Source organism: Micromonospora chersina, from assembly GCF_900091475.1.
Classification (GTDB): domain Bacteria; phylum Actinomycetota; class Actinomycetes; order Mycobacteriales; family Micromonosporaceae; genus Micromonospora; species Micromonospora chersina.
Genome location: NZ_FMIB01000002.1, coordinates 1,136,244 through 1,160,241 on the forward strand (window position 1 = coordinate 1,136,244; position 23,998 = coordinate 1,160,241).

At 67.1% G+C, this 23,998-nt stretch carries 11 protein-coding genes; 1 reads left to right on the forward strand and 10 read right to left on the reverse strand.

Features of this window, described 5'->3' with window-relative positions; genetic code table 11:
* Positions 1 to 15 precede the first annotated feature (15 nt).
* On the forward strand, positions 16 to 522 hold the full coding sequence (locus GA0070603_RS31120; RefSeq protein ID WP_139131817.1) for a hypothetical protein: 507 nt from the start codon (positions 16 to 18) through the stop codon (positions 520 to 522).
* 539 nt (positions 523 to 1,061) lie between these two features.
* On the opposite strand, the gene GA0070603_RS32580 is transcribed toward GA0070603_RS31120, so the two are convergent.
* The 10 genes from GA0070603_RS32580 to GA0070603_RS05260 form a co-directional block, all read right to left on the reverse strand.
* Positions 1,062 to 1,334, reverse strand: a complete 273-nt coding sequence (locus tag GA0070603_RS32580; protein ID WP_425270411.1) for a DUF7669 domain-containing protein — start codon at positions 1,332 to 1,334, stop codon at positions 1,062 to 1,064.
* A 202-nt stretch (positions 1,335 to 1,536) separates the two neighbouring features.
* The gene (locus GA0070603_RS31125) at positions 1,537 to 2,508 is read right to left on the reverse strand and encodes a hypothetical protein (RefSeq protein ID WP_167544497.1); all 972 of its coding nucleotides are present in this window, start codon (positions 2,506 to 2,508) and stop codon (positions 1,537 to 1,539) included.
* Positions 2,505 to 2,768 carry a hypothetical protein gene (locus GA0070603_RS05220; protein WP_139131820.1) on the reverse strand — a complete coding sequence of 88 codons (264 nt, stop codon included), beginning with the start codon at positions 2,766 to 2,768 and terminating at the stop codon, positions 2,505 to 2,507. Before GA0070603_RS05220 ends, GA0070603_RS31125 begins: the two co-directional genes overlap by 4 nt.
* Positions 2,769 to 2,798: 30 nt before the next feature.
* Entirely contained in the window at positions 2,799 to 3,473 is a 675-nt protein-coding gene (locus tag GA0070603_RS05225) for a DUF6308 family protein (protein WP_091307908.1), read from the reverse strand.
* 15 nt (positions 3,474 to 3,488) lie between these two features.
* Positions 3,489 to 5,645: a UvrD-helicase domain-containing protein gene (locus GA0070603_RS05230; RefSeq protein WP_091307911.1), complete on the reverse strand. Its 2,157-nt coding sequence runs from the start codon at positions 5,643 to 5,645 to the stop codon at positions 3,489 to 3,491.
* Between the two features lie 153 nt (positions 5,646 to 5,798).
* Positions 5,799 to 7,382, reverse strand: a complete 1,584-nt coding sequence (locus GA0070603_RS05235) for a DEAD/DEAH box helicase family protein (RefSeq protein ID WP_091307913.1) — start codon at positions 7,380 to 7,382, stop codon at positions 5,799 to 5,801.
* A 68-nt stretch (positions 7,383 to 7,450) separates the two neighbouring features.
* Positions 7,451 to 9,994 carry a GmrSD restriction endonuclease domain-containing protein gene (locus GA0070603_RS05240; protein WP_091307916.1) on the reverse strand — a complete coding sequence of 848 codons (2,544 nt, stop codon included), beginning with the start codon at positions 9,992 to 9,994 and terminating at the stop codon, positions 7,451 to 7,453.
* A 634-nt stretch (positions 9,995 to 10,628) separates the two neighbouring features.
* Positions 10,629 to 14,699 (reverse strand): Eco57I restriction-modification methylase domain-containing protein, encoded by a 4,071-nt coding sequence (locus GA0070603_RS05250; RefSeq protein ID WP_091307923.1) that lies wholly within the window; start codon positions 14,697 to 14,699, stop codon positions 10,629 to 10,631.
* On the reverse strand, positions 14,699 to 17,629 hold the full coding sequence (locus GA0070603_RS05255; RefSeq protein ID WP_091307926.1) for a DEAD/DEAH box helicase: 2,931 nt from the start codon (positions 17,627 to 17,629) through the stop codon (positions 14,699 to 14,701). Before GA0070603_RS05255 ends, GA0070603_RS05250 begins: the two co-directional genes overlap by 1 nt.
* A 46-nt stretch (positions 17,630 to 17,675) precedes the next feature.
* Positions 17,676 to 23,921 carry a protein kinase domain-containing protein gene (locus GA0070603_RS05260; protein ID WP_208862813.1) on the reverse strand — a complete coding sequence of 2,082 codons (6,246 nt, stop codon included), beginning with the start codon at positions 23,919 to 23,921 and terminating at the stop codon, positions 17,676 to 17,678.
* Positions 23,922 to 23,998: the final 77 nt, after the last annotated feature.

Here is a 23,998-nt window from a genome sequence, read left to right on the forward strand (position 1 = left end):
TGCATTGGAGGTGCGATGGCGGTATGGGAGTCGTTGCTGTTGACCGCACTCGGCGGCGGTATTGGCACCGCAGGGACGTGGCTCGGATCGCGCATGCAGGCCAAACAGGCTGAACGGGTACAGCGGGAGCAGCACGACCGTGAAGATCGATTTCGTCTCCACAAGGAGCGCATCGAGGCGTACTCGGCGTTCTACCTAGCAGCCGGCCATGTGAGGCAGATTCTTGCCGGAGATAGAACCCTGGCTGACAAGCGCGCGGCTCGTTCGGAACTGTGGCAAGCCTTTACAACTGTCCTATTAGTCGGCCATCCGGATGTCTTGGATGCCACTAGCGATATCTTAGGGTACACAGACAGCGTGATAAGCAACCAGCAAGACTTTGAACAGGATTACTACTCTTGGTTGATTCACCGCCTGCAGTATGCCGCCAGAACTGATCTTACAGGGGCCAGTGATCTGATGCCTCCCCCGCAGCATCGTCCTGATCATCAGACGCCCGCACGGCAGTCGAAGGGAGACTGACACATGTGATGGCGAACCTGGGGAGCACTTAGTCGGGCGTGGCAGTCAGGGAGGGCTGAGCAGGAGAACCTTGGCCTAGCAGACTGGCAGTCTCTGAAGTACGCCCGACGCCGGCGTGGCGAGCTTGCCTGCATTGCTGACATTCAGGTAGCAGCGATGCGAGGGCATGCGGTCTTCGATCGTCCTGCCAATGCCGACCCTCGCCCTCAGCCCGGGCCGGCCGCATCAGCATGGGCTGACCTTCATACTTGCACCAGGTCGTGTCACGCATGTTGCGAAAGGGAACCAGGGAATGCCCGGGTGGCCGAGGATCGGGTCGATCCTGCCACGCCAGCAACTCGGCTGGCAGCTGCGCCAGTTCCGCACTGGAGGGGCGTGACGCTCGCCGCCGCCGATGTGGCCGAATACAGTCGGCAAAAGATCCGACGAATTGAGTGCGGCCTTGGCGCGGTACGAGTGCTGGGTGCCAAGCGACGAGCGAGGTCGGGCCAGAACCCCGGCGACGCGGTCACCGGGTGGCGGCTAGGCAGCCAGCGGTATCAGTGCCCTCGGGTCTTCGCTCCTGTGCCCGCAAGCCGATACCGTCCTCGCTCGTCCCGGACTAGGTCGGCGAAGCGGGTTGCGTGATGCGCCGGAGCATTCGCGCACATGCGGGAGGTGACGTGGGTACGGATGGTGCTCTCCGCGTAGGCAGTGCCTCTGTCGACAAGGAGCCGGACGATATGGTCAGGTGTGAAAGTGCTGTCAGAGCTTCGGGCTGCAAGCTCCGTCGCTGCCTGAAGAACCTCGTCACGGCAGGTCCACGTCGGCATGAGCAGACTCTACGAGCACAAAGCCTGGAGTAGATCCGCCGAATGTATACCGCTCCGGTGCCTAGCGGCAGCAGCGAGTCGCTCGTAACTCACCCCGGCCAAGGACCGTCGGCCCAGGTAGGGCGGTGTAGTTGGTTGGTGGCCCTCGCTTCGACATGCCGTCTCGCGGTGGCTGCCCTGAGTGCCCGCCGGCAGAGTGTTTCTACCTGGCGAAGCGATCGGTGACGTTCCGGCCGTCGGGCAGGACGTCGGCGAGCCGGATCTGGACACCAACCCGGACCACCTCGGTGCCCGCCCCGAACGAGGTCGGCATGCGCCACGTATGCCATGTTCGCAACGGCACCGCCGCCTCCCGCTTCTGCCGCTTCAGGATTGCCTCGGCGGCGATGACGTCGGCGTGGCGACCCTCGACGACCTCGACCAGCTCAGCACCCGCCAGGAGGTGCTCCCGCACCCGCCGCGGGCCGCCGACCCCGAACTTCAGCAACCCACGATGACGCACCAGATAGAGCAGGTAGGTCGTGTCTTGCAACGCGGCGAATGACCGGTCACCGGGCTCGGGCGGACACGCCTTGCAGGATCGGCTGCGAAGCGGCTGCCACAACGCGCAGCGAGCGTGGACGCCCCAGGTGCCGTGGGACCGCGTTCCTCGGCGTTCGCCGTACCACGGGAGTCCGCGGACGTCGCCGGTCAGATCGCTCCAGCCGTCACGGCGATGCCGGTCGAGCTCCTCGCCGAGAGCGATCGCGGCCTGGAATTCGGCGGCGGCGCGAACGGGGATGGCGTCGGTGGCAGTCACGCCGGCGAACCGGCGAACCTGATCTGCGAGGGCGGGCTGGTACGGAAGCCGGGATAGCAGTCGCTCTCCGGCCGCAACGGCCAGGCCGGAGGAGCGATCGTCTAGGCAGACGTGGCAACGGGTCCGCCAACCCTTGTGGCACACCCGGTGGGTGCCGCAGTTTCGGCAGCGGTAGATGTCTGCACCGCTATCGGCTGGCAAGAGGTCGAGCGGTTCCATCTGGTCGGCTACCAAGGCCGCGCACGAGTGACAGTGGACGAACCACGCGATGTCGGGGCCGCGATAGGGTGAGTTCGCCCGGCCGTGAACGGCTTCCCCGCAGTTGACGCAGGCGCGTTCGGCGAAGCGCCTTGCGCTCTTCACTTGACGCGTCATTCACGCGAATCGGCACGATGGATGCCGGTCTGGTCCGCGCCGGCCGCGATCGCCTGCGGGGTGCCGCGTCGACCACCATTCGACCACGACACCTGGCTGTATTCGTCCCACCGCTTGTCGATCTGGGCTGGCACCGCCTGATCATCTGGCGTGACGGTGAAGTCGAAGCCGATCGCATTCATCTGCATCCAGATCGCGTTCACGATGTCCGCGTAACGCTCCTCGCTCACACCGTCGACTCGAACCGTGATCTCACGCATTTCGTCCCTCCCCACTCTGATCCTCAGATGTCACGGCAGCTGCAGTCCGGGGCATGCACTGCCGCGGTGAACGTCTCGGTGCCGCATCCAGAACACGACGTCCAAAACGCGAAGTCGGCCGACCGCCGCTGGCAAGTCAGCCTCCTCGTGCACGACCCGGAGGCGCTGCGTCAAGATGCCGCCCTCCTCACGGAGCTTGCAGTGCAGCCACTTCCAAAAGCCGGTTCCGGTGCCGAAGGCGCAGGACACAACCTCGTCGTACACCGGCACTAGCTTGGGGCGTTTGCGGGCGAGCAGCTTGCCGGCGATTACCCACCCGATCCCGACCTCGTTGCGCAGCAGTCGCCACGCGCTGTCGGCGTGGCCGCCTTCCAGGATCAGCGATAGCGCGTCGTCGGCGCCCAACTCGACATCGACCGGGATTCTCGCCAGCTGCGCTCCAAGATCCTTGCCGAGCTGCCCCTGTAGCAAGTCGAGCGCCCGCCGCGGAGGCACCTGCACGCTCAGCAATTCCGCCGCGATCAGATCCTCGGCGAGGATGTTGTTCGCCACCGCCGGACGATCACCGCCACCACCAAGTCGTTCGAAGTACCCACCGGTAAACGCCGCATCATCAATCCCCAGGAAGTAGCGCTGAAGGTCGGGGACCGAGCGAGGATCATCGAGCACTGCCAGGATCTCGGCGAGTGTCAGCGGGTGCGTCATGCTTCTCCTTCGGGATTAGCTGGGCTCGCTGCGAGAAGCGAACGACAGGAACGGACTGGGCATCCCGCTCCACGACACGTGCAGGGCTTCCCGGGCGCGGGTACTCGCGACGAAGAGCAGACACCGCTCCCTGAGCATGTCGCTGTCGTGCTGCAGCTGATCAACCTCGCTCGGCGTGACCTCCTTGGCGAAGGGAACCGCCTTGGCCGTTGCCCCTACGACCGCCACGCACCGGAACTCCAGACCCTTCATCGCGTGCATGGTGGCGAGCCGCACCCCGTCGACGTCGGCGCCGGGCTGGTCCCTGACCCGCACTGCCGGAATTCCCGCCCCGGTGAGCTCGTCGTACACGCTGGTCAGCAGAGTGTTGAACCGTGCGCAGACGGCGATTTCGCTCGGCTGGACGCCCTGTTCCAGCCACTCCCCCACTCGCTTGACGAGCGAGGTGACCTCGGCCTGGGATGTCGGATACCCCTGCGCGTGCGGCCGCTTGCCGTGCAACAGCGACCGGTAACCAGTGAGGCTGTCCTCACCCTCACCACCCAGGTCCTCGACCCGCGACCCGACGAGCACGCCCGTGGACCAGGAAAGGATCTCCTCGGTGCTGCGGTAGTTGATGCGCAGCCGGCTGCTGCGGCCGGCGACGGAGATACCGAGGGCGCCCAGCGACACCCGAGAGTCGTAAATGCGCTGGTGCGGGTCGCCGGTGATGAACAAGTCGTCGGGGCCGGGCGCCACCGCGGCGCGCAGCACCCGCCACTGCGCGGGGTGCAGGTCCTGCGCCTCGTCGACCACCACGTGGTCATACCCGTGAACTGTCAGATCGGTGTCCTGGAGAAGCTGGGCGGCCTTCGCACATACCTGCAGGTGCGTCATGGTGCCGGCCGCCGACAGCTCGGCCGAGAACATCTCGACGGCGTCCCACACCTGATCGCGTTGCCGGGCGCCCAGCGCCGCCCCTCTTCCTCGCCGGCTGGCCGCGCTGTACTCCTCCCGGCTCCGCACGTCCTGGGCTAGGACGACGTGCCGGAACTCCTGAGCGAGGAACTGCTCCGTCCAGGGCAGCTTCAGCCGCCGGCACACCCGCCGCCAGACCTGCCGCTCGTCTGCGTCCCCGATCGGGGTCGGCACGCGACCGGCGAGGGCGCGCACGGTGCGGTTGGCGAAGGCGTTAACGGTGGTTACCTCCACCCGCGCCAACTGCTGGTCGTCGTGGAGGAGCAGCGCCAGGTTCTCCCGCAGGGTCGCGGCAAGGGCGTTGGTGTACGTGGTGAGTAGCACCCGGTTATCGGCGGAGCGGGACAGCAGGTGCTTGACCCGGTGCAGGGCGACCACCGTCTTGCCCGTTCCCGGTCCACCCGTCACCTGCGCCGGCCCCTTGTACGAGACCCGGTACGCGACGCGCCGCTGCGATGGATGAAGGAATACCCGCCAGGCCGCGAACGGCTTGTCCAGGATCTCGGCGAGCTCATCGGGCCGGGTCACCAGAGTGATGCGGCTCTTGGTGTTGGCGATCGCCACCGCCAGGTTCTCACTCGGCTCCGGCGTGGCATCCGCCGGTCGGCGCTCGGCCACGACGTCCCGGTAGACCTCGTCGGGAGAGAAGCCCTCGGCGAGGTACTCGAGAACCTCGAACTGGTCCTCCGGCAGCAGCATGCCGAACGCCTCGAGCTGTGGCTTGTCGATGATCGTCCGGACGGCCCGCAGGACCTGCTCGTCGATGCCGAGGTGCCGGAGCACTGTGTCCGAGTGCTTGGCGAATAGCAGCGTCGGCGCTTGCGCCGCCGCCTTCTCCAGCGCCGGCGTGAGCTGTTCGATGGCGACGACGTTGCGAACCTCCAGCGCCCGCGTCGCCGTGTTCACCGTGTACAGCCGCTTCGCCGCCCAGGTGTACGCGTTGTCATGCGGCACGACGTTGAGCAGCAGGAAAGTGTCGCTGCCGTCGTCGGGGGCCAGCACCACCCCGCGCCAGAAGTCAGTGATCCGGATAGTCCGCATCCGCGGGTCCCGGGCATTGTTCACCGACTCCAGGTGCAGGCCTTTGTCGGCGTGCAGCTCGGCAATGCTCAGCTGCTGGAACTTCTCCATCGCCTTCCGGACGCCGGCCCTCACCGGCTTCTCCAAGACGTCGTAGCTCTGCCAAAAGCTGTTGGCGAAGGCGAGCTGCGGCACGGCGCGGCCTCCTGCTTGATCAGTCGAGGACGGTGGCTGCGACCCTACCGGTCGCCTGCGTGCCGGGGCTGTCCGGCAATGCGCCTTCGAGCCTTGCTGATGCTTGTGACGGAGAACGGGCCGGACGACGGTCAGCACCAGAGGGCTGTTGCGTCAGTTCGGCCGCCTGCCCGAGAGGTGCCAGGCGAGCAGGGCCGCTCCAGACGTTAAGTGGTCGAACCGTTCAATCTCCTGAGCAACATCGATGATCTGCTCGAGAAATCCTTCGTGTGCGCCGGTGTCGGGATCTTCCGCCGTGCGTTTGACGTACAAGATGATGAATGTCGCTGGGCGCCCGTCGGCCTTCGGGCGGATGACGCGCCCCATGCGCTGGATCATCTGGCGCTTGCTTCGGCTTCCCGCGATGATGACACCGACATCCGCCTGCGGGACGTCGATCCCCTCATCCAAGAGTCGAGGGGCCGCCAACACCTTCGCATGCCCGTCCTTGAACGCCGCCAACCGTTGCTTGCGTTCCAGCGTGTTCATGCCGCTGGTGATCTCCATCGCCTGCAGACCGCTCGCCCGCAGCACCGCCGCCGCGTGTTCCGCACTCCGCCTGGTTTCGCCGAACACCAGTCCCCGGTCCGCGGTGGCCAATACCGGCGCCAAGTAGGCAAGCGCCACCTGCTTGTTCCAGCACTCGGCTAGGACCTCACGCCTTTTGGTGAAGGCGTCTAGGTACTTGCGGGCATCCCAGGCCGCACGCGAGTCCCCTTCTCCGCCGACGCGGAGGTGGTTGACCGAGGCCATGAACTCACCGAAGGGTTCCGCCGGGCAGCCGTGGTCGACGATCAGACGGCGTCGAAGACGTCTCACGCGATCGTCGTACTCGTCATGGGCTTTCTGTTCGTCTGGAGTGAAGTCGACTCCCACGAAGGCGACACGGAAGGGCGCCAAGATCTCGTCGGCCAGCCCGCGATCGTAGCTGCAGTCTGCCACCACGCCGCCGAAGTAGGGTTCCAGGTGCTCGATGAAGCCATTGTCAGGTCGGTCGTACGTCGCCGTCAGCCCGAGCCGGCCATCGAAGTCCGGCTCCAGAGCACGCGCGAAGTATGGTGCCCCATAGCGGTGCACCTCGTCGGCAACCAGCAGGCCCGACATGCCGAGCGGCAGCATCTGGTATTTGGCTGCGGAGTTCACGATGGCGATCACGATGGAATGGTCGTCGAGCCCGTCCTCGTGGCCGTCCCCGTGTCGACCGACAAGAACACCGTGAAGATCCCGTCGCAACACGTCATACCACTGGTCGAGCAGCTCACGACCGGGCACGAGCACCAGCACCCTCTCGCCGGCATCCACCGCGGCCGCAGCTGCCAGCACACCCACGGTTGTCTTGCCCGTCCCGGTGACTGCCTCCACCACGCCTCGTCGGTCGTGAGCTCGCCATGCGGCCAACGCCTCAATCTGCCAGGCCCGCGGCTCCTTGCCGACGTAACACCTGGGCAGCGCTGCCGGCACCGCGGCAGGAACTGCTCCGCCGTTCCAGGATGCCGCTCCAGTCAGTCGCCAACGCGGCGGTGTGGCGCCGTCACGAGCGAAGGTCGCTGTGTTGGCGTACAACGTCCGGTTTACGTCCGTCGTGGTCAGCCCATGCAGACCCATGCGCTGCAGCCCGGCGAGCAGTTGCCGCTTGTTCTGACCTGGCGTCGCCGCCAGCAACTGCCACAGCGCCACCCACACCGGCCCCGGCTGCATCTGCCCCTCCCCGCTACCCAGAACTCTGCCGACTTCGCCGGCGATTCGCCACGCACCGTGCAACGAGGCTAGGCCGTCGTCGCGGCGTCCGAAGGAACCATCTGCGCCTCCTGGTAGAACCAATGGAGGTGGTCGAGCAGCGCCTCTCGGGCGTCGGCATCCGCGAGGACCGCCAGGGGGAAACCGGGGCGTAGGGCGATCTTGGCGGCGGCGATGTCCACGCCCGGCAGCTGGTTGAGCCGCTGGCGCAGCTCCTCCCGAATTGTGATGTCGTCGAACGGCGGGCGCACGCTGAGGTGCTGGAACACGACTTCGAACTTGCCGCTCGGATAGATCGTCGCCGGCCAGATGTTCCCGAGCTCGTGATCCCTGCCGCGTGCTATGAGGAAGCAGGAGGTCTCGCTGCCGGAGCCATAGAGCAGGGTGCCACCCATCGAGGTCCAGGCTTCCAGCACGACGAGCGTGGCGGTGGCGACGGCCGAGTTCTGCAGAGCGGTCACCTGCTCGATGAACCGCTCCCTATAGGTAGCGTCGTCGCCGGAACGCGGCCGAGGCAACCGCTCAGGCAGGTCTTCCGGCGTGAGACCGGCGAGTTGCGCCAGCTCTTCGGTGCCGATGCGCTGGGCCTGGTCGGCGCGGCCGTACTGGTCAAACTCCACGCCCTCGGCGCGCAGGACGTCCCGCGGGTCGTCGGTGCGGCTCGGGTCGGACCACCGGAAGTTGGGCGAGACGGCGCCCTCGACCTGCAACACGCGGTGGCCGTTCGGAGTTGGATGGGTCGCGAGGCGGGCACCGACTGGCACCGCATGGCTTCCGATCAGCGCGGCCAGGTCGCCGTACGTGGTCCAGGAGCCGGCAGGCAGCTCGGCGAGGGCCTTGGTCATGACCTCCCACGGCACGTCCGACTGCTCAGCCGCCTGCTCCATCGGTCCCGGCCAGATCGAGATGATGCGCTCGGCGAGGGCATCGGCGCGTGCCCGGATCTCGAGGCGCCCCCACCGGTCCTGCGCGGTGATCTGCTGGCTCAGCCTGATCCCGCTCTTCGCCATCTCGACGCGCTTCGCGGCAAAGGACTTGTTGCTCAGCTCCGAGTTGTAGCCGGTAAGGGTCAAGTTCCCGAGCGTGTGGACCAGGGCCTCGTGCGCCTCGCCAAAGTTCTCGTCCGGCCCAAGGTCGGCGGCGAGCATCTGCCGCCACTCGGCGGTGGGGGTCTGCGGCAGCACGTGCTCGATTGTCAGCGAGTCCGGCGCCACCGGCTCCTTGCTGCCGTACGACTCCTCTAGCCACTGAAGGATTAGCTTGCGCTGGTGCGCGCGACCGTTGAGGTAGTACGGGATGGACCGGACTGCGGCCCGCACGCTTGCGTCGGTGGAGTAGTACTTGCGCCCGGTCGAAAGGTAGGCCCGGACCGCCTCGTCCACCGGGAGGTCCTTGTCCATTTCAGTGACGACGGCGAGCAGGATTCGGTTGAGGTTGTTGGTGGGACGACCAGTCAGCAGGCGTCGGACGAAGAAGCTCTCCACGTACAGCATCGCCGAGGTGACCTGCTCCGACGTCGCAGTTCCGTGCTGGCGACGGTCGAGCAGATGCAGCAGCAGAGGGTAAACGGTCGTCGTACCCCAGGCGCTCAATCGCTCCAGTCGCCGCCGTACGCCCATGTCCTGCTCCTCGCCTGGGTGGAGGATGACCCGGAGTAGGGCGCCGAGGCGGCTGAACCGCTGTACCTCTGCCTCTATCTCCTCCTCGGAGCGCAGCCGGTTCAGGCGGGCCTGCTGGGCCGCGTAGACGTCGGTCTGCTTGACCCGCTGGTCCCGGTGGACGAGGTCGAGCCAGAAGAGCAGTACCAGCTCGTCCGACGACAACTGCCTCTGTAGCGGTAGCCACAGGGCCTGATATACGGTCTCGCCGCGGGTGGGCAGCCGCATGAAGAGGTAGTTGCGCAGCAGGTCGGCCTGGGTGAGCTTGAGGCCAGTGTTGTTGAGGGACTCGAAGATCCGGTACACGTTGTCGCTGGGCTGGGCGGTGACCGACACCAGTGCCAGGCCGGAAATGACTGCACTCTCGATGCGTTCGATGTCGAGCGGGTCATCCGGGTCGTCGGCGGCGGCCAGCTGCGCGACGAAGAAGCGGTACGCCGCGCCCACCGGGTCGGCGCCGCCGGCCTGCGGTGTCGAGTCTAAGCAGGCCAGGTAGGCGTCCCGGTCAGCCTGGGTGGGGATAAGCTTCAACCGCTGCGGCTCCGGCTTCCACGGGTTGACCAGGTACTGCTGGTTGAGCCGGTCCCGGTGCATCAGGCCCTCGTGCTGCGCTCGGTAGTCGCGGATAGCGCAGAGCAGGATGGTCAGGGTGGTGAGCCGCTGCTGGCCGTCCACCACCAGATACTCGGCAACGCCGACAGGCCCGATGGTGGGGCTGGGGGCGAGCACGAGCGAGCCGATGAAGTGCGTGGCGCTCGGATCATGGGTCCGGTCGTCGGCCAGTTTCAGAATGTCGTCCCAGAGCCGCTGCAACTGCAGCGTGGTCCACGAATACGTGCGCTGGTAGAGCGGCACCTGATACTGCTTCGCACCCTCCAGCAACTCCTGCAGCGTCGTCTCGCGTGCCGCAACCACACCGGTCCCCCGTCTACTTTCGTGCCCCGAGCTGGCAAGACAACCAGATCAACAACGGACCGAGCAACCTACGAAAGGCCCAAAACGCCGCCAGACCGTATGCTCGCTTTGTCGGCTTTCTGACAGACAGCTATCCGTCGTCCACAAAGGAATCCATGATGTCGAGCCGGGGCGGAGGAGGCAGCCGTCGCCGGAGGAGGGCCTGCCGTCGCAGCCGCACCTCGACCCAGGCGCTCCCACTCGTCGTCAGTCATGTCGGACCGGTGCTGGTAGACGCGGGACGCGTGGCCAGCGTCTGCACAAGTCCGGGTATCAGCGTCTCCTTTACATGACCTCGGGGCTTGCTGCTTCCCTGATCACATGCTGTATGCCCAGCCGCCTTGGCGCCAGATCAGGGAAGATCTCCGCGCCAAGATTCGGGCCGGAATCTACCCACCAGGAAGTCAGCTTCCGTCGGCTCGACTCCTCGCGCACGACACGAGCCATGTGACGGGCGCCCTCGACTCCATGATCGAGCTTGGCGAACTGGTCGGCCGAATGGGCATCGGTGTCTTGTCCTAAAACCAGGAACCAAGATTCACAACGGCGAAACCCGCCCCAGGAAGTCACCCCCCTGGGGCGGGCCGCGAAGAGACTATCCCGCCGTAGTTGCGTTCGTGATCGCCGCGTGTCGAGGGCCATGCCCCGGAGGTGGGTTCACCGTCGACGTGTAGTTCTCACCGTCCGCGAGCGGGTTGATTAGGCTCACGCCCGCTGCAGCCATCCGGTCGTACTCGGCGATGATCAGTTCCTTGGTGCGGTATCTGCCGTACCTCGCCTCATCCTTCCGCTTCACAATCGAAAACGTCTCCATGATGTAGTCAACGTCATCGCGATCGATCCCGTAGAGGTGAAAGAACAACGCGTCCAACTCGGCCCGGATGATCGCACGCCGATCCTCATCCCATCGGAACGGCGCTCCGTCATCACCTAGATCATGGGCGAAGGGAGCCATATCACGCGCGGCGTAGGTAAGCTCCAAAACCCGCACGACGAGCCATGAACTATGAGACGTTAGGACATCCGGGGAAAGGGTAGGCAATTGCTGCCAGATGAACATACTCATACTTGCACCGCCAATCTTTTGGCGGCTCACGTAATCAAAAACAAACGACGTCTGACATGCATACAAACAGGCCACAGCTTCATTTTTGACAGCCGGAAACGATAGCGGGAATTTGTTGCCGACTGCCGAACTAGGAAAGACGCTAGCGATGACTGTGCGTTCATCTGCAGCGCGGCAGATCTCACGCCATCCAAGAAGCCAGCCAGCCCTCCACCCTTTCGCCGACAATTTTTCTTCCACCTCCCGTCCCGAGACCCAGTACCGAGGCATTGTCACAACATCCGGGTCGTCGTGCTGATCGGGAGTCAGTCTAGGAAGCGTCCCCTTGTTTAACTGCTCTTGGGTAGCTCCATCATAGGTAGAGAACCTGTGGTCGTAATGATGCAGGAGCTTTGCTTCGCAAAGCGGCAACATGGTCGCTGCATCTCTAGTGAAGATGTTCCCCGTTAGGACCCAGCCAGCGGATTCCAGTTCCTCGCGGCTACGGAAGAGGTGAGAGTCGTTGGCCATATCGAACATCTTCATGAACGAGATGCCCCAGAGATTCCCCCTCGGATCACCCTCCTTGACGAGGACCGGAACTCGGCGGTAGATGCCGAGCGTGATCTCGGCGTCTCGGCGGGAACGAAATACGGGGCAGGTGCCAGTGTTGGGATTGAGCAGTGTGATCTCTTCTGAGGACAAGGCGAATCTCTTGCTCGGGATCTGATCTACCTGGCGCACCTTGAAGACAAGAGAGATAAGCGCCGCCTGATACGCGGGGCCAGAAAGCGTCAAAAGGCAGAAACGGAATTGGTTATGCACTTCCGAGAAGACTTTATCTTCATTCTCGAAGTCATACAACGACACCAAGGATTTCCTCGTTACACAGTCGCGGAAAAACATCTGTGTGGTGGCGTCTGTGCCGATGCCCGTTGGTACGATCACGCCCATGCGTCCACATGGACCAATAAGGGCCCGGTCAGTTTCGGAGAACACTGCGTAGGTGTTGATGTCGCCTCGACCGGTGAGCGGGTAACGACCGCCATTGCGCAGGAAGTGGCTCTCACCTTCTGACCTCCGCTTGGCCGCCGCGAACTCCTCATACAACGAGCGGCGATCCTCGTCGTCCTTCAGTTCAGCGATGAGCCTCTTGCGCGCTGCCGCGTTCTTCGCCGTCGCGATGGCCTCGTCTCGCTGCGCGAAGAACTCTTGTTCTTGGAGCTTGATACGCTCCCACGGCGGGTTCCCCAGTACACAGGCAAACCCGCCAGACCAGCCAGTGGCGGGGTCGACGTTAGTACCGCTCCCGTGGACGTCGAAGACGTCGGGGAACTCCAGATGCCAGTGGAAGAAGCGGTATTGGTCGCGTAGTCGGACGATCTCGTCGTGGGTCTCCCGCGACGCGGCCGACGCGTCCGGGTCCTCCAGCGCACGGAGGACTGCTTGGGTGACGGCTGGCGGTGCGTCCTTCGTCTTCCGCCACATGAATGCCGCGCACCAAGCGTCGGCGACGTGGCGGGCGCGCACGTAGTCCGCGGATTCCTCCCAGTCCCGATAGGCGGCCTCCTGGCTGCGCACCGCGCGAAGGTCGTCCGACGGCGCGTTCAGGATGCGGCGTAGCCCGTCGGCGAAGACCCGGTTGGCGACCTTCACGCCTTCGTCCACGTCGAAGAGGCTCGCCTGCCCCGCCCGTTCCTGGAGATTTTGTTTCTCCAGGGCCTTAGCGTGCTTCCGGTCGTCGCCCTCGATCGGTTTGAACGCCTCGTCCGGGACGCCCTGCTTGAGTAGCACGGGCGTGGCGCCAATCAGGGCGTTGCCGTGCTTGACGTGCGCGTCCAGGAAGCTCAGCGGCTTGCCCGGCTCCAGTGCCTCCATCCACAGGGACACCTTGGCCAGTTCGACCGCCATCGGGTTGAGGTCGACACCGTAGATGCAGCGCGCAACGACCTCGCGCAGGGAGTGGCGGACGGCGTCGATGGTCGGCTCGGGGTTGCGTTCGCGGACCGCCGCGACACGCTTGGCGATGCGGCGGGCCGCCGCGACGAGGAAGTGGCCGGAGCCGCAAGCCGGGTCGCAGACGGTGAGCGACAGCAGTTCGGAGACGATCGCGTCGCTCGGGTCGGGCTGCCCGACCGCGGTGGCGGCGTGCTCGCCGCGCTTAACCGCATCGTCGATCACCGGATCGAGGGTCGAGTCGAGCAGGCAGTCGATCAGCGAGGACGGGGTGTAATAGGAGCCCGTGGTCTTACGGGTGTTGCCGGCGAGTTCGACCAGCTCGAAGGTGCGGTCGACCGCGCTGTGCTTCGGCACCAACTCCAGCAGGGACTCGTAAATCGAACCCAGCTCCTCGGCGTCCAGGTTGCGGTAGTCGACCGATCGCCAACGGCGCGAGCCCGCGTCGCGCACCAGCGACAGGCGCCGGACGGCCGTCAACAGGTAGTCGTTCGACAGCGACTGGTCCTTCAGCGGGTTGTCCGCGACCGAGTCGTAGTCGAACAGGCCGCCGAGGCCGCGCAGGCCGAGCTCCGGACGGCCGTTCTCGTCGCCGAGCGCGTCTAGCACGATCCGCAGTGCCTGGTAAAGGTCGCTGTGCGTCGTACCCCGGCGGCGTCGCGCCTGTGCCCTCAGCCGGGCCGAGGAGAAGTAGGCGGCATACCGTTCGCGGGTCTGCTGGTCGGCGTCGGGGTGGTGCAGCGCGTCGCGGTCCTCGGCGACGAAGAGGAAGAGCAGCCGGTAGACCAGGCGCAGCAGGGCGTTGTGCAGGGCCTGCGGGTCGACGTTCTCCCGCAGCGCGGCGTTGTCGGGGTGGCGCAGGAAGCCTGTGCCGAGTGCGGTGATCGCGTCCTGGACGCCCTTTCGGAGCTGGTCGAGCGCCCGGGTGCCGGCGGTGATCGCCTCGGTGCGCCACTTCTCCAGCCAGCATGTCGACGGTGCCACGCCCTCGGCAGCCTCGAAGCGGGAGACGTGCAGCAGGCGATACAGCAGCACGAACTCGCTGAACAGCTCACCGTCGAAGATCGCCTCCAGGTCGAACTCGACGTAGGCGGCGGTGGCGAGCGCGCTGGAGTCGCGCAGCAGCCGCAGCTGGCGGCCGTTGGTGAGGACACCCCACAGGTGAGCGTCGGAGCGGTTCAGCAGCTCCTGCACCATCGACTGCGGCGGCACGCCGCCCGCGCCCGCAGGCCGCTTGTCCAACGCCGCGTTCCACGGGGCCAGGTGGATCGGCACGTGGCTCCAGCGGTGGCTGATTGCGAAGGTCTTGGCACCGTCGTCCGAGATGATGCCGCTGGCGCCGAGCGCGGTCAGCCGACCGAAGCCGAGTTCCGCGAAGAGGGGCTCCAGCCACTGCGTGGCCGCCACTCCGGTCGGGTCGGCAGGGGTTTCCGCCTCCGGGGCGACGGGGAGCCGGTCGCGCAGCTCCTTCCACACCGACTTGAGGTAGTCCCAGTGCCGCTCGGCGTCGTCCCGCACCGAGCGGGAGACGATCACCCGGTAGTCGGCGGGCTTGGAGCCGCTGACGTCCTTGCCCTCGGCGATCCGGACCAGCATGTCGGCGGGGATCAGCCCGCCGATAGTGTGGACGGCCGAGAAAACCTGGTTGTGGGCGGTGGCGGACATCAGGCGTTGCCTCCGGCGGCGGTGGTGGAAGCGGGCAGGTAGACGTAGGCGCCGAGGATGTCGGCGGGCTTCTGCGCGGTGACGGTGAGGCCGCGGACGATCTCGCCGGCGGCGCTGCGCACCCGGCGGTGCGAGGCGAGCAGGTCAGCAGCCAGTTCCTCGCCGTACGCCTCGAGGTGGTGGGCGACCTCGGGCAGCCCGTCGAGGATCCGGCTCATGGTGCGCTCGCCGAAGTCGGGGTCGGTGTTCTCGTCGGCGGTGGCGTCGAGCAGCTGCAGCGCGTCGTCGGTGGGTAGCCAGGTGGCGTTGGCGGGTGCGCCGGCGAAGGCGAGCAGCCGGGCGTCCTCGGCGACGAGCTGCCGCGTCCCGGTCCGGGACGGCAGGGTGAGGTGGAAACGGTAGCGGACCAGCAGAAGTGTCGTACGGCAGGTGACGGCCCTGGTGCGGATGACCCCGCAGCGGCGGGCCGGGCGCGGGCTGCTGACCTGGTCGTCCAGGGCGGCGTTGAGGACGTACCCGGCGAGCGCCACCACGGCCGGGTCGGTGCGGACCAGCGCGGCCTCGCCGCGCGCGACGGCGGCCGTGGTGCGGAACGGGACCTTGCGGCCCTGCTCGACGTCGCCACCGAGCACCGGGGCGAGCGCGTCGCGGAGGCCAGCGGGGGTGCCGCTCAGGTCGGCGGTGAAATCGCTGGTTCCGCCCGGCTCGTCGCGGAGCACCCCGTCGAGCGCGCGCAACGCCTGGCGTACGAAGTCTCGGATCTCGGCGGCCCGGCCGAGCGTGTCGCGAATGGCGGCGACCTCTTGGGCCACCTCTTCGGGGCGGATGGTGTGCTGGGCGAACCGGGACCGGGAGGTCTTCTCCTTCTCGGCGGCGGACTGCCACTCGGTCGCCAGGGCGGCGGCCCTCTTGTCGATGGCGCGGTACTCCTCGACGTCAAAGAGGCTGCCCTGTTCCTGCTCCTGGCCGCGCAGCAGCAGCCACTCCACGATCGCGTCGGTCACGCCCTGTGAGGCGGCGTCGGGGACGGAGACGGAGACGCCGAGGTCCTTGCGGATCTGCCGGTGCTTGCGGATGAGGACGTCGAGAACCTTGCCGTCGATGCCGTTATCGCTGCCCCAGAGGGTGATGACCCGGACCTCGTCGCGCTTCTGGCCGTATCGGTCGACGCGGCCCTCCCGCTGGTCGTGGCGGGTGGGGTTCCAGGCGAGGTCGTAGTGGACGACGGCGTCGAAGTGGTGCTGGAGGTTGACGCCCTCGGACAGGCAGTCGGTGGCGATCAGGACGCGGCGGGCGTCGGACGCCTCGCCGGCCGCCTCCGCGAGTTCCTCAATGCGCTGCAGGCGCTGCTGCGGGGAAAGCGTGCCGGTGACGGCGCGTACCACGACCTTCTTGCCAAGTGCGCCCTCCAGGTGCTCGGCGACGTACTCCGCTGTGGGAATGTAGCGGCAGAAGACGATCGGGTGGTAGCCCTCCTTGAGCAGATCCTTGAGGTGCTTAACCAGCGCGGCAAGCTTCTTGTCCTCGGCCGGCCCCTCTAACTCGGCCGCCCGGTCCGCGAGTTCGGCCAGCCGCCGACCGGCGTCGACATCCACACCGCCGGCCTCGGCGCCGGGCGCGACATCCAGCCCCTCCAGCGCGTCAGTGTCGGAGAAGTCGCTGGTCAGCGGGGCACCGAGCCGATCGGCCTCCTCGGCGCTGACAGCGGTCGCGGTCGCGGAGCGCGTGCGCAGGGTCTGCGCGGCGGCGCGCGGCGACGACACTAGCGACCGCAGCAGCGCGATCGCCGACCACCAGGCGATCCGGGCCTCCCGACGGCCCTGGCTGTCCGCAGCGGCGACCCGCTCGCTGGCGTACGCGATGGCGTCGTCGAGCAGCGCCCGGTAGGCCGGGGAAAGCTTGTAGGTCTCGTCCTTGAAATGCCGGTCGGACGGGAAGGCCGTCTCCTCGGCGAGGCTGTTGTCGGCCAGGCCGTCTTCCTTGGTGAGGTACTGCCGCACGTCGGCGCGCTTGCGGTGCACGAAGTGCCGGGCGAGCATCCGCCGGCCGGACTCTGAGCCGAGGTCGACGGTGGCGAGTTCCGGCCGGACCAGGCCGAGGAGGTTGCGGAAGGCGCTCTCCTTGCCGCTGTGCGGGGTCGCCGTGACCAGCAGCAGGTGCCGCTCGGTGTCGGCGGCGACGCGCTGCAGCAGCTCGAAGCGGAGCTGGTTCTGCGCCGAGGTGTTGTCGTCGGCGGCGACGCAGGTGTGGGCCTCGTCGACGATGACCAGGTCCGGGCAGTGGCGGACGAAGTCGTCGCGGTGCCGGGTCGACTTAATGAAGTCGGTGGAGACGATGACGTGCGGGTGCCGGTCGAACAGCGACTGGCCCAGGTCCAGCGCGCGCTCCAGCTTCGACACAGTGGAGGCGAGCACCAGCTCGGCGTCGATACCGAACTTGGTGCGCAGCTCCGCCTGCCACTGCTCGGCGAGGGCCGGTGAGCAGAGCACGGCGAGTTTGCTCGCGCTCCCCTGGGCCAGCAGCTCGCTGGCGATCAGGCCGGCCTCGACGGTCTTGCCGATACCGACGTCGTCGGAGATCAGCATGCGCACAGTCTTTTGCCGCAGTGCCATCAGTAGTGGCACGAGCTGGTAGGCGCGGGGCTCGACGGCGATCCCGGCGAGCGAGCGGAACGGGCCGGCACCGGAACGGAAGCCGATCCGCAGCGCCGACCGAAGGAGGCCCGCCGCGTACGCGTCACCGAGGTCGGAGGGCGCGGGCGGGGCGAACTCGGCGCTCTTCACCTGCTCGAAGGCCGGGAAGACGGCGGCGATGTCGTCGTCGGCGCCGCCCAACGGTCGCAGGACCAGCATGTCGGGGGCGCTTTCGGGCAGCACGACCCAGTCGCGGCCCCGGGCGGAGACCAGCGTTCCGGCGCTGAAGGTGGTCATGAAGCGGTTCCTCGCGTTGTCGTCATCGTGAGTGGCGGTCGGGTGGTCAGGCGCTGGCGCCGGTGCCGAAGTAGCGCTTGTTCTTGGTGGCGATCGCGGACCAGTCGGCGTTGTGTGGGAACCGCACGACGTCCCAGCCCATGTCGAACAGGCGCTCCTCCGCTTCGCGGTCGCGTTCGGCGACCGACTCGTGCTCGTGGACGGGTCCATCGACGAACACGGCGACGTTGGCTCCGGGCAGGCGGTAGACGTAGTCGGGGCGGGCCAGCGCCTCGGTGATGAACACCTGCGCGTCGTCCGGCAGCCGCAGTCCGCGTTCCTTCAACCACGCGACGAGCTTCCCCTCCAGCTTGGTGTCCGACTGCGCGGTGAGGCGGGCCAGCTGTTCGGTCCGGGATTCGCCCTCCCCAGTGGTTCGCGCCGCCCCGTGGGCGAACTGCAGCAGCAGGTCGCGGACCAGGTGCCGGTTGATCGAGTGGTGGTTGAGCTGGTTGCCATACGTCAACAGGCACTCGTAGCAGCCCCAGGCGCATGGGCGGTCCTTGTGCGGCCCGCCCCGGTCGGTGCCGTCCGGGTCGAAGTGGCAGATCTCGAGGGCCGTGGCGGCGGCGCGGGCCAGAGCCTCCGGGTCCGACTGCATGAGCCGGAGTACGCCGGCGCCGCCCTCGGCAGCCTCGGTGAACAGCATCCGGTCGCGAGGACCGTCGTCTGGCGGAAGCAGCTCGGTGGTGAGCTCCGAGTCCTCCAGTTCGAAGGCCGCCTCGATGCCGCGCTCGAGCGCGTACATCAGGGTGAGCGCAACGTCGTGGTCTAGCGGTTCGTCGAGCTTGAGGACGAGAATGTTCCGGCGGTCCTCGACGTACGGGATGACCCGCTTCTTGCGGCGCTTCTCGTTGCCGTCGGCGTCGACCACCGGCATCTCGCTGGAGTCGCCGGACGCCTCGCCGGCGTCGCGTTCGTTCATCCATCGCCCGTCGGCGGGGTCAAGCCAGAAGCCGTCGGGCTCGTCCTGCTTGGAGCGGACCCGACCGATGTTGGTGATGCGGACGGTCGCCGAGTCGCCGTAGGAGAGGGTGGCGAGCCGGTCGTCGCCGTCGGAGACGATGGCGTCCTGCCGGCCTGGCCGGGCTCCGTGGTCTTGGAAGCGGTACGACGTGACCAGCCGGAAGCCTGCCCGGCGGCGCTCCTCCTCGTCGGAGGAGATCCGTTCGCGGCGCTTGGTGTAGACGGTGTGCAGGTGTAGCAGGCCGTAGGTGGTGTCGCCCAGCGGTTCATTGCACATCTCGCAGCGCACGGCTCCGCCGCGGATGTCGTGGTGGTAGCCGCAGCTGGTGCATCGCCGGGCCTCGCTGGTCACCACCTCGCCGGCTGCGTCGGGTGGCAGCTGGATCCGGGTGACCTGGTAGCGGGCGCCCTCGTGGTAGATGAGCGCGCCCGGGCCGAACTCCCGGATTGCGAGGAACCGGGGGCGCTGCAGGTAGTCTCCGTCACCGGACCGACGGCCGGTGGTCGGCACGTACGCGGCCAGGGGCAGGCGCGGGAAGGAGTAGCCCGGCAGGAAGCCCTCGCTGGCCAGGTAGCGGTACGGGTTGAAGTCCGACAGCACCGACCTGCTCTCGACCGTCTCGTTCTTCAGCAGGTTGAGCTGCGTCTCGGCTTCTTTGCGGCGGCCGACGGCGATCCTTCGGTCGCGCTCGGAGAGAGTGTGGTCGAGGACGCGGCGGTTCTGCTCCGCCTGGTCGACCAGCGCCGCGCGGAACAGGTCCCGCCAGCGGTCGAACGCGCGGTTGAACCGCTCCGGCGTGGTCCGGACCGTGTCTTCGATCCAATTGTCGTCCCACCAGGTCGACTTCTCGAAGTCGGGCAGCAGACCGGCGAACACCGTGCGGGCCGCAGCGGCGGCGCGGTTTTGCGCGTAGGTGTCCTGAAGCGCCGCGGCGACGTGGTCCTGCAGCTCCAAAGCCGGGTCGGGGCGGCGGCTGTCCTCCAGGTAGCTGATGTCGATGATCTCGGGGATCGCCCGGCCCAGCTTCAGGCCCGCCTCGGCCAACCAGACGGCGTGCACGTGCGAGCGCACCAGGTCCTCGTTGGCCAGGTCCAGCCGTGGAGGTGCCACTGCCCCCGCCACCATCCGCTCCGAGCGCCGGAAGTAGTACTGGTCGTGGCTGTTGCCGGTGGCGCAGTAGGTGGTGACCAGCGCCGGTTGCCCCGACCGTCCGGCCCGGCCACTTCGCTGCGCGTAGTTGGCCGGCGTCGGCGGTACGTTGCGCATCATGACGGCGTTGAGCTCGGAGATGTCGACGCCGAGTTCCATGGTCGGGGAGCAGTAGAGCAGCTTCAGCTCCGCCTTGCGGAAGGCCTCCTCTCGCCGCTCCCGCTCGACGGGGTCGACCTGTGCCGTGTGTTCTCGGGCCGTCAGTCCGGCAAGGGTGCCGGCCGCCGTCCGGTACAGCTCGCGGAAGAACGTGTTGACCCGAGGACCGTCGCCGCTGGCATAGGTCCGCGTCAGCGGGTCGTGGCTGCCGGTCTGACCCGTCCCGGCACGCCAGATGAGCGCGGCCGCAGAGACCTGGTACCCGGTGATTGGCGTGCCGGCAGAACGCCGGTAGCGACCAACGCGTTCCGGCGTCTGGACTACCTCGGTGACCTGGCCGCCTCGCTTGAGCACCTCCAGCAGGTCGGCGATCACTTCCTGGGCGTCGCTCCACGACAGGTCTGGGAAGTGCACCCTGCGCAGGTACTTTCCGACCTTCCCTCGCCCGGAGAGGAACAGGTTGGACCGGTCCAGGCCCCGCCCGGAAGGCTGGGGGTAGGCCGCGCCGACCTTGGGCTTGTCACTGGCGGAGAGCACCCAGGGGTCGACGAGGCGTTCCTCGCTGGCCCGCTGGAGCGAGTCAAAGTCATCACGGAAGTACTGCACGTCGATCGCCAGGGCCCGGCGCATCTCGTCGAGCAGCACCCGCATGATCCTGACCCGCTCGTCAGGCTCCGCCTCGCGGAGCTTCTCGTGCGTGTTGGACCAGCGGTCCTGCTTGTCCGCGAGCCAGGCCAGATCCTGATAGTCGATCTTGAGGAGACCGGTCTGCTCCAGGTTGGGCATCGTGATGCGCCAGCCGCGTTCCAGATCGAGATACAGCCGGAACGCGATGACGTCCCGCAGGGTCTTCGCCGCCAGGCTGGCCAGCGACGGCGGGAGGTCCGCCTCCCGGGCGTAGTCGCCGAGGCTCAGTCCGAGCGCGGCGGTGACCTGGGTGGCGAGGTCCTCGTGGGTGATGCCTCTGTCGCCCGCTTCGACCACCGCCCGGTAGAGCGCGCCGCGAAGCTGCGTGACCTGGACGAAGTCGTTGAAGTGGCCGGCCTGCAGCGAGGCGTCCTGCCGGTTGTCCACGAAGGTGAGCAGCTTGCGCGCCTTCTTGCTCAGCGCCTCCGGCGGCGCCTGCATCAGCGACCGGACGATCGACGCCGACACCAGCGAGGTGGCCGAGGAGCGACCTTCCTGGTCGAGCGTCGCGAGCTTCGCGAAGTCCTTCCCCCGGGTCTGCTCGTAGCTCACGCCGCAATGCAGGCAGAAGAGGAACGGGGAGGGAATGAACGCCGCCCGCAGGTCGCCATGGCCTTCCCAGCCCTGCGGGTTGACCGTGATCGCCTGAGGCAACCGCTGCCGGTAGGAGCTCTTGACCACCTCCCGGCCGCCGGAGTCAACCTCTAACCACGATTCGGGGATCCGGCGGGCCTCGATCGCCTCCTCCTCGTTGGCCGGCCAGGGTCGATCCGTGTCGATGTGGAGGTAGCCGTCGTCGCCGCGGCCGCCGGTGGCGGCGGTGTCCCGGCGCGGTGCGTATACGACCTTGCCGTCCTTCTCAGATCGCCACACGGTGAGGTACTCCTGGCCGCACTCCCGACAGAAGGCCAGCGGCAGGAGGATCTTGCCGTCCGACCCCGGCAGGACAAGCTGGTACTCGCGGGTGAGGTGCCGCGTGAGCTCGTCCTCGAGGGTGACGTACACCGTGTCGCCCTTGGACAGGAACTGGTGCAGGCGGAAGGCGAACAGCGGACGCTCGGTGACGGGGTGTCGGGCTTCGGACCCCGCCTTGAGGGTCGCCCGAATCGCTTCTCCGCATTCTGCAGCGGTAAGCCCACTCTGCCGAGCCAGCTCGAGCGCGGCGTCTTCGATCTTGGCCGGCTTCTGCCGCACCAGGTGCCCGCTAAGAGGATCGGTGGCGAGGCCGAAGCGGGTCTCGATCCAGCGGGCCAGCGGATCGTTCACCAGGTCGGCGTATGCCCGGGGAGCGCCAGGGGCCTTCAGCCTTTCGACCGGGACCGCGTCGGGCGCCTCCCCGGTCGCCCGGATCAGCGTCTCGCCGATCACGTTCTGGCCGCTGACCGGATTGCCGAAAAGGGTGGTGGCGACACGGGCCACCGCCACCCGCTGGTCGTCGACGGTGCCCTCGGTCGACATGGTGGCGGACGTGCCGATGCACTGAAGCTCAGCCGCCTGACAGGCTTCACGGACCCGTCGGATCAGCAGCGCCACGTCGGCGCCCTGGCGACCACGGTAGGTGTGCAGTTCGTCGAAGACGAGGAACTCTAGCCCTCGGGCCATTTTGATCAGCGACCGGCGGTCGTCCGGCCGGGTCAGCATCAGCTCGAGCATCACGTAGTTGGTGAGCAGGATGTCAGGCGGGTTGTCGCGGATCTCCTTGCGCCGCTCGTCGCTCTCCTGCCCGGTGTACCGGGCATACGTCACGGGCTCGCGCCCCGCCCCGTATCCGTCGCAGAGGTACTTGTCGAGCTCCTTGAGCTGGCTGTTCGCCAGCGCGTTCATGGGGTAGACGATGATCGCGCGGACACGCTTCGAGGCCTTCGGGCCCTCCTGTTCGCGCGCCTTGAGCACCTTGTCGACGATCGGAACGATGTAGGACAGGGACTTGCCGGACCCGGTGCCGGTGGTGAGGACGTACGAGGTACCCGACTGCGCCTTTTCGATCGCCTCGCGCTGGTGAAGGTGCAGAGTCAGCGGTCGTCCGTCGCAGGAGGCGCCGCCCTCCGTCTTGTTCGCCTGGAAGATGCGCGCGCACTCCGGATGCAGCACACCCTCGTTGACGAGTTCCAGCATGCTGCCGCCGGAGGCGAAGAAGGGGTTCAGCGACAGCCACGGGTCGGGCCACTGCGACTTCGCGTCGAGGTCGCTCTCTACGAAATCCGCAATCCGGTCATTACGGATGGTTGTGCCGCCCTCGGTGAAGGCCCGGTAGTCGCTGATGAGCTGCCGGTGCACCTCGAACACGTCCATGCCGGGAGCCGGACGGGAGAGCGGCGCCGAAGCCGGACCGGCCGGCGGAGTGGCCGCAGCCCCGACGGTGTACGCAGCGCGGAAGTAGCCGACCGGGTTGAAGTCGTCCCAGCCGGGAACCTTGTCCTCCCCCTGCACCAACGGCAGCAGTGCCTCGCGGACGGCCGCCGCATCCTCCGGCCGCTCCGCCGGGTCCTTGGCGAGCAGCCGCTCGATGAGTCGTTCGAGACTGCGCGGAACGTCCGAGCGCAGCACCCGCACCGGCGGTGGGGCCTCCTCCAGGTGCTTCTGTCCCACCTCATGCGCCGAGCCGCTGTGGAAAGGCGGCACACCGGTCAGCAACTCGAACAGGACGCAGCCGAGGGCGTACAGGTCGGCTGCCTGGGTGACCGATGAAGCCCGGAATTGCTCGGGGGCCATGTAGCGGGCGGTACCCACCGTGACGCCGGTGCTGGTGAGCTTCTCGGCTTCGTCGGCGTCGATGATCCGACCCATGCCGAAGTCCAGGACCTTGACAAGTCCACCGCGCAACAGCATGACGTTGGATGGCTTGAGGTCGCGGTGGATGACACCGGCAGTGTGTGCCGCGATGAGGGCGTCGGCGATCTGGGCACCGATAGCGGCGACCCACGAGATCGGCAGTTGCGGCTGCTCGGAGATCAGGTCCCGCAGCGTCTCGCCGTCGAGGAACTCCATGGCGATGTATGGAAGGCCGGACGGATCGACACCTCCCGCGATAGAACGCGGCAGGTTCGGGTGGGTGAGGCGACGCATGATGCGGGCCTCACGCTCGAATCTCTGGACCGCCTTGTTGTCGGCAGTCGAGTCGATGACCGCGCCGGACCGGCTTCGGAGGATCAGCTTGACCGCGGCGACCCGATCGGGAGAGCCCTCCGCCGCCTGCAGATCCTCCGCCCGGTGGACCTCACCCATATTTCCCCTGCCGAGCGCGTTCAGCAGGCGGAACCTGTTCGCCACCAGTTCCATCTCCACGGCCACCCCTACATCCCCCACTAGCCGCCGCTATGCGTACGTCAGCGTCCCCGCGACCCGGTCGATGTCAGCGCCCGCTCACG